Raw genomic sequence first — 12757 nt, 5'->3', positions numbered from 1 at the left:
GCGTCGAGATACTAATGGATAAATTGATTATTACCGGTGGCGCTCGCCTTGATGGCGAGATCCGCATTTCCGGCGCGAAAAACTCCGCCCTGCCGATCCTGGCCGCCACCCTGCTGTGCGATGGCCCGGTGACCGTTGCCAATCTGCCGCACCTGCACGACATCACCACCATGATCGAGCTGTTCGGTCGTATGGGCATCGAGCCGGTCATCGACGAGAAACTCAGCGTCGAAATCGACCCGCGCACCATCAAAACCCTGATCGCACCGTACGAACTGGTGAAAACCATGCGTGCGTCGATCCTCGTACTGGGGCCGATGGTCGCGCGTTTCGGTGAAGCCGAAGTCGCACTGCCTGGCGGTTGCGCCATCGGTTCGCGTCCGGTCGACCTGCACATCCGTGGTCTGGAAGCGATGGGCGCGATCATCGACGTCGAAGGCGGCTACATCAAGGCCAAGGCGCCTGAAGGCGGCCTGCGCGGTGCGCACTTCTTCTTCGATACCGTCAGTGTGACCGGTACCGAGAACATCATGATGGCCGCCGCTCTGGCCAAAGGCCGCAGCGTGCTGCAGAACGCCGCCCGTGAGCCTGAAGTGGTCGACCTGGCAAACTTCCTCAACGCCATGGGCGCCAAGGTTTCCGGTGCCGGCACCGACACCATCACCATCGATGGCGTCGAGCGTCTGGGTTCGGCTTTCTATAAAGTCATGCCTGACCGTATCGAAACCGGTACCTACCTGGTCGCCGCCGCCGTGACCGGTGGCCGCGTCAAGGTCAAGGACACCGATCCGACCATTCTCGAAGCCGTGCTGGAAAAACTCCGTGAAGCCGGCGCAGAAATCACCTGCGGTGAAGACTGGATCGAGCTGAACATGCACGGCAAGCGTCCGAAAGCCGTGAACGTGCGCACCGCGCCGTACCCGGCGTTCCCGACTGACATGCAGGCGCAGTTCATCTCGCTCAACGCCATTGCCGAAGGCACCGGTGCAGTGATCGAGACGATCTTCGAAAACCGTTTCATGCACGTGTACGAGCTGCACCGCATGGGCGCCAAGATCCAGGTCGAAGGCAACACCGCGATCGTCACCGGCACCGAGATCCTCAAGGGCGCGCCAGTGATGGCTACCGACCTGCGGGCTTCGGCCAGTCTGGTGATCTCGGCACTGATGGCCGAAGGCGACACGCTGATCGACCGCATCTACCACATCGACCGTGGTTACGAGTGCATCGAAGAAAAACTGCAGATGCTGGGCGCCAAGATCCGTCGCGTTCCGGGCTGATTGCTGCATTGGGACACAGGGACGTGTCCGCTGAGTTTTCGAGTCGAGCCGGTTACCGGCTCGATGTGTGTCCGGCGCCGATTGCGACCGGGCATGAGTACCTTGATAAGGACTGACGTTTCCCATGTTGACCATCGCACTGTCCAAGGGCCGCATCCTTGACGACACCCTGCCGCTTCTCGCCGAAGCGGGCATCGTGCCGACCGAGAATCCGGACAAGAGCCGCAAGTTGATCATCCCCACGACCCAGGACGACGTGCGTCTGCTGATCGTGCGCGCCACCGATGTGCCGACCTATGTCGAGCATGGCGCGGCCGACCTTGGCGTTGCCGGCAAGGACGTGTTGATGGAATACAGCGGCCAGGGCCTGTACGAGCCGCTGGACCTGCAGATCGCCCAGTGCAAGCTGATGACCGCTGGCAAGATCGGCGCGGTCGAGCCCAAGGGCCGTCTGCGCGTGGCGACCAAGTTCGTTAATGTCGCCAAGCGTTACTACGCCGAGCAGGGCCGTCAGGTCGACATCATCAAGCTTTACGGTTCGATGGAGCTGGCCCCGCTGATCGGTCTGGCCGACAAGATCATCGACGTGGTCGACACCGGCAATACCCTGCGCGCCAATGGCCTGGAACCTCAGGAACTGATCGCCACGATCAGCTCGCGCCTGGTGGTCAACAAGGCTTCGATGAAGATGCAGCACGCCCGAATCCAGGCGTTGATCGACACCCTGCGCAACGCAGTGGAGTCTCGACACCGCGGCTGATTCACCTGCGCGGCCCGAGGCCGCGCCGTCTATCCGCCTCATAGCCAGAATTCTCAGGTGCCCAAGCGGATCGAATGCCAGTATCGGGCGCCTGAGTTATTTGCCATTCCTATGAGGCTCTCGCTATGACCGCACCGACTGCAATTCGCCGACTCAACGCTGCTGACCCGGATTTCGCGCATCATCTGGATCATCTGCTGAGCTGGGAAAGTGTGTCTGACGACTCGGTCAATCAGCGCGTGCTGGACATCATCAAGGCGGTGCGCGAGCGCGGTGACGCGGCGCTGGTCGAATTCACTCAGAAGTTCGACGGTCTGGAAGTGGCGTCGATGGCTGATTTGATCCTGCCGCGCGAGCGCCTCGAACTGGCGCTGACCCGGATCACGGTCGAACAGCGCGAGGCTTTGGAAAAAGCCGCAGCACGGGTGCGCAGCTACCACGAAAAACAGAAGCAGGATTCCTGGAGCTACACCGAAGCCGACGGCACGGTGCTGGGCCAGAAGGTCACACCGCTGGATCGCGCGGGTCTTTACGTGCCAGGCGGAAAGGCATCGTATCCGTCGTCAGTGTTGATGAACGCGATTCCGGCCAAGGTCGCTGGCGTGACCGAAGTTGTCATGGTCGTGCCAACGCCGCGCGGTGAAATCAACGAACTGGTGCTGGCCGCTGCCTGCATCGCCGGGGTTGACCGCGTGTTCACCATCGGTGGCGCGCAAGCGGTTGCCGCATTGGCTTACGGCACCGAGAGCGTGCCGAAAGTGGACAAGGTGGTTGGCCCGGGCAATATCTATGTCGCCACCGCCAAGCGCCACGTGTTCGGTCAGGTCGGCATCGACATGATCGCCGGACCTTCGGAAATCCTCGTGGTGTGCGACGGCCAGACCGATCCGGACTGGATCGCCATGGACTTGTTTTCCCAGGCCGAGCACGACGAAGACGCTCAGGCGATTCTGGTCAGTCCGGACGCCGAGTTCCTCGACAAGGTCGCCGCCAGCATCGACAAACTGCTGCCGACCATGGATCGCGCGACCATCATCGAAACCTCGATCAATGGCCGTGGTGCGCTGATCCAGGTAAATGACATGGCTCAGGCCATTGAAGTCGCCAATCGCATTGCCCCGGAACACCTGGAATTGTCGGTCGCCGATCCACAGGCCTGGCTGCCGCAAATCCGCCACGCCGGTGCGATCTTCATGGGCCGCCACACCTCCGAGGCACTGGGCGACTACTGCGCCGGTCCGAACCACGTGCTGCCGACTTCCGGCACCGCGCGCTTCTCCTCGCCGCTGGGCGTGTATGACTTCCAGAAACGTTCATCGATCATCTTCTGCTCCGAGGCCGGGGCTTCGGAGCTGGGTAAAACCGCCTCCGTGCTCGCCCGTGGCGAATCGCTGAGCGCTCATGCGCGCAGCGCCGAATACCGCATCAAAGACCAAGACTTTTTGAAAGGGCAGGGGGAGTGAGCATGAGTAAATTCTGGAGCCCGTTCGTCAAGGATCTGGTGCCGTATGTGCCGGGCGAACAGCCGAAGCTGACCCGACTGGTCAAGCTCAACACCAACGAAAATCCCTACGGTCCGTCGCCAAAAGCACTGGCGGCGATGCAGGCCGAACTCAACGACAACTTGCGTCTGTACCCGGATCCGAACAGTGATCTGTTGAAGAACGCTGTGGCCAACTATTACGGCGTACAGACCAATCAGGTGTTCCTCGGCAACGGTTCGGACGAAGTGCTCGCGCACATCTTCCACGGGTTGCTGCAACACGATCAGCCGCTGTTGTTCCCGGACATCAGCTACAGCTTTTATCCCGTCTATTGCGGTCTGTACGGGATCGAATTCGACGCGGTGCCGCTGGATGCGCAATTCCAGATCAACCCGGCCGACTACACCAAACCGAATGGCGGGATCATCTTCCCCAACCCGAACGCCCCGACCGGTTGCCTGCTGGCGCTGGAGGCGGTAGAGCAAATCCTCAAGGCCAGCCCGGATTCGGTGGTGGTCGTTGACGAAGCGTATATCGACTTCGGCGGTGAGACGGCCATCAGTCTGGTGGATCGTTACCCGAACCTGCTGGTGACCCAGACCCTGTCCAAGTCCCGTTCACTGGCGGGCCTGCGTGTTGGTCTGGCAGTGGGGCATCCGGATCTGATCGAAGCGCTGGAACGGATCAAGAACAGCTTCAACTCCTATCCGCTGGATCGTCTGGCGAATGTCGGGGCGGCGGCAGCGTTTGAAGATCGCGCCTACTTCGACAAGACCTGCCGTCTGGTCATCGAGCACCGTGAATGGGTGGTCGGGCAGTTGCAGGCCAAGGGCTTCGAAGTGCTGCCCTCTGCGGCGAACTTCATCTTTGCCCGCCATCCGCAGCATGACGCGGCAGGGCTGGCGGCCAAGCTGCGCGAGCAGGGCGTGATCGTGCGCCACTTCAAACACGAGCGGATCGCGCAGTTCCTGCGGATCTCGATCGGTACGCCGGAGCAGAATCAGGCGCTGATCGACGGCCTTGGGGATCTCTGACCAGCTCTGCTTTCTGTAGGAGTGAGCCTGCTCGCGATTGCGCCGGGTCAGCCAACATCAATGTTGAATGTCCCTCCGCTATCGCGAGCAGGCTCACTCCTACAGGGGATTTGTAGCGTTTATTCGTGATGCGGCTCGCCCAAGAATGTCAGCGAACTGAACAACCCACGACTGTCCACATCCACATTGTCCTTCACCGGCACCTCGACCTGCGCCGCAATCACATTCAACCCTTCATTCCTCACCAGCACTTGCGCACGCCCATCCTTGTCCGTCTCGGTGCTCAGCGTGTTCGGCGCGCTGCGATAGTCGCCAATCAACTTCACCCCGGCCGCCGGTTTGCCATCGAGCAATACTCGCACCGGCAACGATTTGCCTGGCCCTACAGTCAGCGGATCGACCTCCGGCAGGATCAGCAGTTTGATCTGATCAAGCTTCGGCAGCTTCGCCCCCGGCTGATAGATCGCCAGGCTGTATTTGAAGGTTTGCGTAGCCTCGGTGGCGCCGGGCACTTTGCTGCGTCCTTCGTTGACCCATTTTTTGTCCGCCGTCTGCGACCACATGCCATTGTTCAGTGCCACGGCCATCACCGCCGGTGGCTTTAACGGTTTCAGCCGTGCGTGATCGGCCAGACGCTCGACGCTGACCGGGATCATCTTGCCGCCCGCGTCATACGCCCAGGCGCCACTGATTTTCTGCGCCTTGAACGCGTTGTCTTCGGCGCCGTGACCGTAGACCACTTCGGTATTGCCGCGGCGTTGTTCGGTCCACAGGCCATGGGCCGAGGCGTGGCCGGCGAACAAAGCGGCGAGGATCATGAGGGTTTTGCCGTAGTGCATGGGGACGTCCTTTTACAGGTTGAGTGTCAGGCTGACGGTGAAGTTGCGCGGCTCGCCGGGGTTGACCCAGTAGTTGCTGTAGGCGCGCTCGTAGTATTTCTCGTCGAAGATATTGTTCAGGTTCAGGCCGACCGTGACGTTGTCGCTGGCCTTGTAATGGGCGAGCAAGTCCACGGTTTGATAGGCAGGCAATTCGAAGTCGCTACCGGACTCGCCCGAGCGATCGCCTACATAGGTGAACGCTGCGCCGACATCTGAGCCGCGCAGATGGCCATCCTGAAATTCATAAACACCGAGCAGACTGCCGCTGCGTTTGGCCACGCCGAGGATGCGGCTGCCAGTGGGAATGCTCGCATCGCCCTTGGTGACTTCGGCGTCGATGTAAGCGAAGGCGCCGATCACCCGCACGGCGTCGGTCACCTGGCCGGTGATTTGCCAATCGAACCCCTGACTGCGGGCCTTGCCCATGGCGCGGCTGGTGTCGGTTCCCGGATCAAGGGCAAGGACGTTTTCCTTGTCGATGTGGAAAAAGGCGAGGGTGCTGCTTACACGCTCGTCGAACAGCTCGTTCTTGATGCCGACTTCGTAACCGACGCCTTCTTCCGGGTCGAAGGATTTCCCGGAGGCATCCAGGCCGTTGTTCGGTTTGAATGAGGTCGAGGCGTTGGCGAAGAGGCCGGTGTTCGGCGTCAGTTGATAGAGCAGGCCGGCGCGTTGAGTGAGAGCATCGTGACGCTGCTGGCTTTTGGCGTTACGGCTGTGATCGTCGATGCGCTGATCGAAATGCTCGAAGCGCGCGCCGACCATGCCGCGCAGTTTGTCGGTAAAGATGATCTGGTCCTGCAGGTTCAGCGCATGACTTTCGACGTGCTCGAAGAAGTCGGTGCCTGAGCGAGCGCCGTTGGGTTTCGGCTGACCGTAAATCGGCTTATAGATGTCGATGGCGTAGGGGCCGCCAGCAATAGTGGTGACGCGCTCGTCCTTGCGGTAATTCTCGTACTCGGTGCCAACCAGCAATTCATGCTGCCAAGGCCCAAGGTCGAACAGCCCGCGCAGTTCCAGTTGGGTGATGCTGTCGTGCCAACTCGTATCGCGTTCACGCAAGCGGCGGTTGACCGTGTGGCCGTCGGCGTTCAGCGCCCGTTGTTCCGACGCATCGCCCCAGAGTTTGCCTTCCTTGTAATGGCTGGCCAGGCGCAATTTCCAGCTGTCGTTCAGATGGTGTTCAAGGGTGGCCTGGAGCAGGTTGTTGTGGTTGTCGATGTCGCCGTCGTTGGGCTCGCCGAGGAAGGTCGAACGCGAGACACCGCTCCATTTATTGTTCGGCGCGACGATGCCGCGATCGAATGTCGAGCTGTGACGGACGATTTCACTTTCTACCAACAGCGACGTGTCCGGGTTCAACTGCCAACTGATCGACGGCGCAACGAATACGCGCTTGGCGTCGACGTGATCGCGGAAGCTGTTGTTGTCCTCGACGGCGAGGTTGATGCGCGAGAGCACATTGCCCTGTCCATCGAGAGGCGTATTGACGTCCAGCGCGGTGCGATAGCGATCCCAACTGCCAGCGCTGGTTTGCAGGGTGGTGAAGGCTTCGGGTTGGGGTTTCTTGGTCACGATGTTTACCGTGCCGCCCGGATCACCGCGGCCATACAGGCTGGCGGCCGGGCCTTTGAGCACCTCGATGCGCTCGATGTTGGCCGCGTCAGGGGTACTGGGATAGCCGCGATTGGCGCTGAAGCCGTCCTTGTAGAACTCCGACGTGGTAAAGCCACGCACGCTGTATTCGTAAAGCGTCAGGCCGCCGAAATTGTTCTGTTTCGATACGCCGCCAGCAAAATCCAGCGCGCGCTCCACGCTGGTGCTGCCCAGGTCGTTGAGGACGCTGGCCGGCACCACGCTGATGGCTTGTGGGATGTCGCGAATCGCCGTGTCGGTTTTGGTCGCGCTGGCGGAGCGCGTCGCACGATAGCCTTTGACTGGACCGGTGGGCGATTCGTAGTCGGAGGTGACGCTGATGGCGTCGAGCTCCAGCGGCTGCGGCTCATCGGCGAAGGCGGGATCGCAGAGCAAACCCAGGGTCAGGCCCAGCAGTGAGGCCTTTTTGCGAGACGACATGTTATGTTGTTCCAATTGCCATAATTGAAACAATATAACATGCCCGTTGAGAATGTCTGTTATTCACGCCACTGGCGCGAATACATTTTTATTCTTCTTTTTCTTTCACCGGAGCGGGCGGTGGACGCAGGCCGATTTCAGCGGTCAGCTTCAGCTCTTTGCCGTTGCGCATCACCTGAATCGTGACTTTGTCGGTCGGTTTGATCCGCGCGACCTGGTTCATCGAACGGCGGCCATCGCCGGCCGGTTCGCCATCGATACTCAGAATCACATCGCCCAGCTGCAACCCGGCTTTCTGCGCCGGGCCATCGCGGAAAATCCCCGCGACGACAATGCCCGGACGTCCGGACAAGCCAAACGACTCGGCCAGTTCCTGGGTCAGCGGTTGCACTTCGATGCCCAGCCAGCCACGAATCACCTGGCCGTGCTCAATGATCGACTTCATCACCTCCATCGCCAGTTTTACCGGAATGGCAAAACCGATGCCTTGCGAGCCGCCGGACTTGGAAAAGATCGCCGTGTTGATGCCGGTGAGGTTGCCGTTGGCATCGACCAGTGCACCGCCGGAATTGCCCGGGTTGATCGCCGCGTCGGTCTGGATGAAGTCTTCGTAGTTGTTCAGGCCCAACTGGTTGCGCCCGGTGGCGCTGATAATGCCCATGGTAACGGTCTGGCCGACGCCGAACGGGTTACCGATGGCCAGAGCCACGTCGCCGATACGGATGCTGTCGGAGCGGCCGACGGTGATTGCCGGCAGGTTTTTCAGGTCGATTTTCAGGACGGCAAGGTCGGTCTCGGGGTCGCTGCCGATGACCCGGGCCAGGGTTTCCCGGCCATCCTTCAATGCCACGACGATCTGGTCGGCGCCGCTGGTGACGTGGTTGTTGGTCAGGATGTAGCCTTCCGGGCTCATGATCACACCGGAGCCGAGGCTGGATTCCATGCGCTTCTGCTTGGGCGAGTTGTCGCCGAAGAAGCGCCGGAATTGCGGATCCTCAAACAAAGGATGTGCCGGTTTGTTGATGACCTTGGTGGTGTACAGGTTGACCACCGACGGTGCCGCGATGCTCACCGCGTCGGCATAGGACACCGGGCCCTGCTGCACGATGGTGGTTTGCGGGGCCTGCTGCAGGTTGACGTCAAGGCTCGGCAGCCCGACCCACTCGGGGTAACGCTGAATAATCAACAGAGCGATAAGCACACCGGCCAACAGTGGCCAGCCGAAAAAACGCAGCGCCTTGAGCATTAAGCACGTCCTGGAAAGGTTGCAGGCGGGGTCAGACCGCCCATAATGTCGCGCATTATACGAGGCCGCGCGCGCCTCTGAACGGGATATTTAGGAGTCTTTCATGGCCGTCGCCCTCAGCACCCTCGTCGCAGAAGCCGACCGTTACCTTGGCAGCGCCAAAATCGCCGATTATTGCCCCAACGGCCTGCAGGTCGAGGGCCGCCCGCAGGTGATGCGCATCGTCAGCGGTGTCACCGCCAGCCAGGCATTGCTCGACGCGGCGGTCGAGGCGGGCGCCGATCTGGTGCTGGTGCATCACGGCTATTTCTGGAAGGGCGAGAACCCGTGCATCACCGGCATGAAACAGCGCCGGCTGAAAACCCTGCTCAAGCACGACATCAGTCTGCTCGCCTACCATTTGCCGCTGGATCTGCACCCGGACGTCGGCAATAACGTGCAGCTGGCACGCCAACTGGACATCACGGTTGAAGGGCCGCTGGACCCGGACAATCTGAAAATCGTCGGTCTGGTCGGCTCCTTGACCGAACCGATGACCGCGCGCGATTTTGCCCGCAAGGTGCAAGACATCATGGGCCGTGAGCCGCTGCTGATCGAAGGCAGCGGCATGATTCGCCGGGTCGGCTGGTGCACAGGCGGTGGCCAGGGGTATATCGATCAAGGCGTGGCGGCAGGCGTCGATCTGTTCATCAGTGGCGAGGCCTCCGAGCAGACCTTTCACAGCGCGCGGGAAAACGACATCAGCTTCATCGCTGCCGGCCATCACGCCACCGAACGTTATGGCGTGCAGGCGCTGGGCGATTACCTGGCAAAACGCTTCGCCCTCGAACACATCTTCATCGATTGCCCGAATCCGATCTGAACGCATCATAAATCCCTGTGGGAGCGAGCCTGCTCGCGAAGGCGTCAGACCTTCAATGCAAAGGTGCCTGACACACCGCTTTCGCGAGCAGGCTCGCTCCCACATTCGGCCCTGGCGGGCCGAACTGGCAGGCATATTCATATGCCCTTTCGTTCTAGTTGGCGTCCTGATTAGAAGAGGTCGCTGTGCTAGGATTCCCCGCTCGAACACGGCCCGCTGGCCGTTCATAAGAAAGCTTTCGTGAGTAGCCATGGTCGACAAACTGACGCATCTGAAACAGCTGGAGGCGGAAAGCATCCACATCATCCGCGAGGTGGCCGCCGAGTTCGACAACCCGGTGATGCTGTACTCCATCGGTAAAGACTCCGCCGTGATGCTGCACCTGGCACGCAAGGCGTTCTTCCCGGGCAAACTGCCGTTTCCGGTGATGCACGTCGACACCCGCTGGAAATTCCAGGAAATGTACAAGTTCCGCGACAAGATGGTCGAGGAACTGGGCCTGGACCTGATCACCCACATCAACCCCGATGGCGTGGCGCAGAACATCAACCCATTCACCCACGGCAGCGCCAAGCACACCGACATCATGAAAACCGAGGGCCTGAAACAGGCACTCGACAAGCATGGTTTTGACGCAGCGTTCGGCGGCGCCCGTCGCGATGAAGAGAAGTCCCGCGCCAAAGAGCGTGTGTACTCGTTCCGCGACAGCAAGCACCGCTGGGACCCGAAAAACCAGCGTCCCGAGCTGTGGAACGTCTACAACGGCAAGGTCAACAAGGGCGAATCCATCCGTGTGTTCCCGTTGTCGAACTGGACCGAACTGGACATCTGGCAGTACATCTACCTCGAAGGTATTCCGATCGTGCCGCTGTACTTCGCCGCCGAACGCGAAGTGATCGAGAAGAACGGCACGCTGATCATGATTGACGACGAGCGCATCCTCGAGCACCTGTCTGATGAAGACAAAGCGCGCATCGTCAAAAAGAAAGTGCGGTTCCGCACCCTTGGCTGCTACCCGTTGACGGGCGCGGTGGAGTCCGAGGCCGAAAGCCTGACGGACATCATTCAGGAAATGCTCCTGACGCGAACTTCCGAGCGCCAGGGCCGGGTCATCGACCACGATGGCGCAGGCTCGATGGAAGACAAAAAACGTCAGGGTTATTTCTAAGGGGCTGTCATGTCGCACGTATCTGATTTGATCAGCGAGGACATCCTCGCCTACCTGGGCCAGCACGAACGTAAAGAGCTGCTGCGCTTTTTGACCTGCGGTAACGTCGATGACGGCAAGAGCACCCTGATCGGGCGCCTGCTGCACGACTCGAAGATGATCTACGAGGATCACCTCGAAGCGATTACCCGCGACTCGAAGAAAGTCGGCACCACCGGTGACGACATCGACCTGGCTTTGCTGGTCGATGGCCTGCAGGCCGAGCGTGAGCAGGGCATCACCATTGATGTTGCCTACCGCTATTTCTCCACCGCCAAGCGCAAATTCATCATCGCCGACACCCCCGGCCATGAGCAGTACACCCGCAACATGGCCACGGGTGCGTCCACCTGTGACCTGGCGATCATTCTGGTCGACGCCCGTTACGGCGTGCAGACCCAGACCCGTCGTCACAGCTTCATCGCTTCGTTGCTGGGGATCAAACACATCGTCGTCGCCATCAACAAGATGGACCTGAAAGACTTCGACGAAGGCGTGTTCGAGTCCATCAAGGCCGACTACCTGAAGTTCGCCGAAGGCTTGAAAATGAAGCCGACCAGCATGCACTTCGTGCCGATGTCTGCCCTCAAGGGCGACAACGTGGTGAACAAGTCCGAGCGCTCGCCGTGGTACACCGGCCAGTCGCTGATGGAAATTCTGGAGACTGTGGAAGTCGCCGGCGACCGCAACTTCACCGACCTGCGTTTCCCGGTGCAGTACGTCAACCGCCCGAACCTGAACTTCCGTGGTTTCGCCGGCACCCTGGCCAGCGGCATCGTGCACAAGGGCGACGAAGTCGTCGTGCTGCCGTCGGGCAAAAGCAGCCGCGTGAAGTCCATCGTCACCTTCGAAGGTGAGCTGGAGCACGCAGGCCCCGGTCAAGCCGTAACGCTGACCATGGAAGACGAAATCGACATCTCCCGTGGCGATCTGTTGGTGCATGCCGATAACGTGCCGCCGGTCACCGACAGCTTCGAAGCGATGCTGGTGTGGATGGCTGAAGAGCCAATGCTGCCGGGCAAGAAATACGACATCAAACGCGCCACCAGTTACGTGCCAGGCTCAATCGCCAGCATCGTCAACAAGGTCGACGTCAACACCTTGGAAGAAGGCCCGGCGAGCGCATTGCAGCTCAACGAAATCGGCAAGGTGAAGATCGCGCTCGACGCGCCGATTGCTCTCGACGGTTACGAAAGCAACCGCACCACCGGCGCGTTCATCGTCATCGATCGTTTGACCAACGGCACCGTTGGCGCCGGCATGATCGTCGCCCAGCCTGTGACGCATGGCACCGCCACGCACCACGGCAAACTGGCCCACGTTGCGACTGAAGAACGTGCCCAGCGCTTCGGCCAGCAACCGGCGACCGTGCTGTTCAGCGGTCTGTCGGGCGCGGGTAAAAGCACGCTGGCTTATGCGGTCGAGCGCAAGCTGTTCGACATGGGCCGTGCGGTGTTTGTGCTGGACGGACAGAACCTGCGTCAGGATCTCAACAAAGGTTTGCCGCAGGATCGTGCCGGTCGCACCGAGAACTGGCGTCGTGCGGCGCACGTGGCGCGTCAGTTCAACGAAGCGGGCCTGCTGACCCTGGCCGCGTTCGTTGCGCCAAGTGCCGAAGGTCGCGAGCAGGCCAAGGAGCTGATTGGCAAGGATCGCTTGCTGACGGTCTACGTGCAGGCATCGCCAAGCGTGTGCGCCGAGCGTGATCCGCAAGGTCTGTACGCCGCTGGTGGCGACAACATTCCGGGCGAATCCTTCCCGTACGACGTGCCGCTGAATGCCGATCTGGTGATCGACACGCAGTCGCTGAGTGTGGAAGAAAGCGTCAAGCAAGTGCTGGAACTGCTGCGTCAGCGTGGCGCCATTTAAGCGATAAAGCAGCGACAAGCTTCTAGCTGCCAGCTGCAAGAAAAAGCCCGCCGATGAG

10 protein-coding genes are annotated in these 12757 nt (G+C 60.5%); 7 read left to right on the top strand and 3 right to left on the bottom strand.

Annotation, left to right across the window (positions count from 1 at the left end; translation table 11 throughout):
• Positions 1 to 14: 14 nt before the first annotated feature.
• From murA to hisC, 4 genes are all read left to right on the top strand, one after another.
• The gene (gene murA / locus HU755_RS06150) at positions 15 to 1280 is read left to right on the top strand and encodes a UDP-N-acetylglucosamine 1-carboxyvinyltransferase (protein ID WP_186618695.1); all 1266 of its coding nucleotides are present in this window, start codon (positions 15 to 17) and stop codon (positions 1278 to 1280) included.
• Between the two features lie 124 nt (positions 1281 to 1404).
• Positions 1405 to 2040 (top strand): ATP phosphoribosyltransferase, encoded by a 636-nt coding sequence (gene hisG, locus HU755_RS06145; RefSeq protein ID WP_095180378.1) that lies wholly within the window; start codon positions 1405 to 1407, stop codon positions 2038 to 2040.
• A gap of 125 nt (positions 2041 to 2165) precedes the next feature.
• Positions 2166 to 3503, top strand: a complete 1338-nt coding sequence (gene hisD / locus HU755_RS06140; RefSeq protein ID WP_186547251.1) for a histidinol dehydrogenase — start codon at positions 2166 to 2168, stop codon at positions 3501 to 3503.
• 2 nt (positions 3504 to 3505) lie between these two features.
• Entirely contained in the window at positions 3506 to 4558 is a 1053-nt protein-coding gene (gene hisC / locus HU755_RS06135) for a histidinol-phosphate transaminase (protein ID WP_186630944.1), read from the top strand.
• A gap of 119 nt (positions 4559 to 4677) precedes the next feature.
• Here the strand turns inward: hisC and HU755_RS06130 are convergent, their stop codons facing one another.
• The 3 genes from HU755_RS06130 to algW form a co-directional block, all read right to left on the bottom strand.
• Entirely contained in the window at positions 4678 to 5397 is a 720-nt protein-coding gene (locus HU755_RS06130; protein ID WP_186630943.1) for a DUF4198 domain-containing protein, read from the bottom strand.
• Positions 5398 to 5409: 12 nt separating this feature from the next.
• A complete protein-coding gene (locus HU755_RS06125; RefSeq protein ID WP_186630942.1) occupies positions 5410 to 7515 on the bottom strand; it encodes a TonB-dependent siderophore receptor in 2106 nt (701 codons plus the stop codon).
• Positions 7516 to 7603: 88 nt separating this feature from the next.
• Entirely contained in the window at positions 7604 to 8761 is a 1158-nt protein-coding gene (algW, locus tag HU755_RS06120) for a Do family serine endopeptidase AlgW (RefSeq protein ID WP_039759347.1), read from the bottom strand.
• A gap of 103 nt (positions 8762 to 8864) precedes the next feature.
• Between algW and HU755_RS06115 the strand changes: the two genes are divergently transcribed.
• The 3 genes from HU755_RS06115 (at position 8865) to cysN (ending at position 12699) form a co-directional block, all read left to right on the top strand.
• Positions 8865 to 9623: a Nif3-like dinuclear metal center hexameric protein gene (locus HU755_RS06115; RefSeq protein WP_186630941.1), complete on the top strand. Its 759-nt coding sequence runs from the start codon at positions 8865 to 8867 to the stop codon at positions 9621 to 9623.
• A 250-nt stretch (positions 9624 to 9873) separates the two neighbouring features.
• Positions 9874 to 10791, top strand: a complete 918-nt coding sequence (cysD, locus tag HU755_RS06110) for a sulfate adenylyltransferase subunit CysD (RefSeq protein ID WP_007912374.1) — start codon at positions 9874 to 9876, stop codon at positions 10789 to 10791.
• Positions 10792 to 10800: 9 nt separating this feature from the next.
• The gene (cysN, locus tag HU755_RS06105) at positions 10801 to 12699 is read left to right on the top strand and encodes a sulfate adenylyltransferase subunit CysN (RefSeq protein WP_186630940.1); all 1899 of its coding nucleotides are present in this window, start codon (positions 10801 to 10803) and stop codon (positions 12697 to 12699) included.
• The last annotated feature ends 58 nt before the right edge of the window (positions 12700 to 12757 follow it).

Origin of the sequence: Pseudomonas sp. SWRI111 (assembly GCF_014268555.1) — a bacterium.
In the GTDB taxonomy this organism is placed as follows: domain Bacteria; phylum Pseudomonadota; class Gammaproteobacteria; order Pseudomonadales; family Pseudomonadaceae; genus Aquipseudomonas; species Aquipseudomonas hamedanensis.
This window is presented reverse-complemented; position numbering and strand designations above follow the sequence as displayed.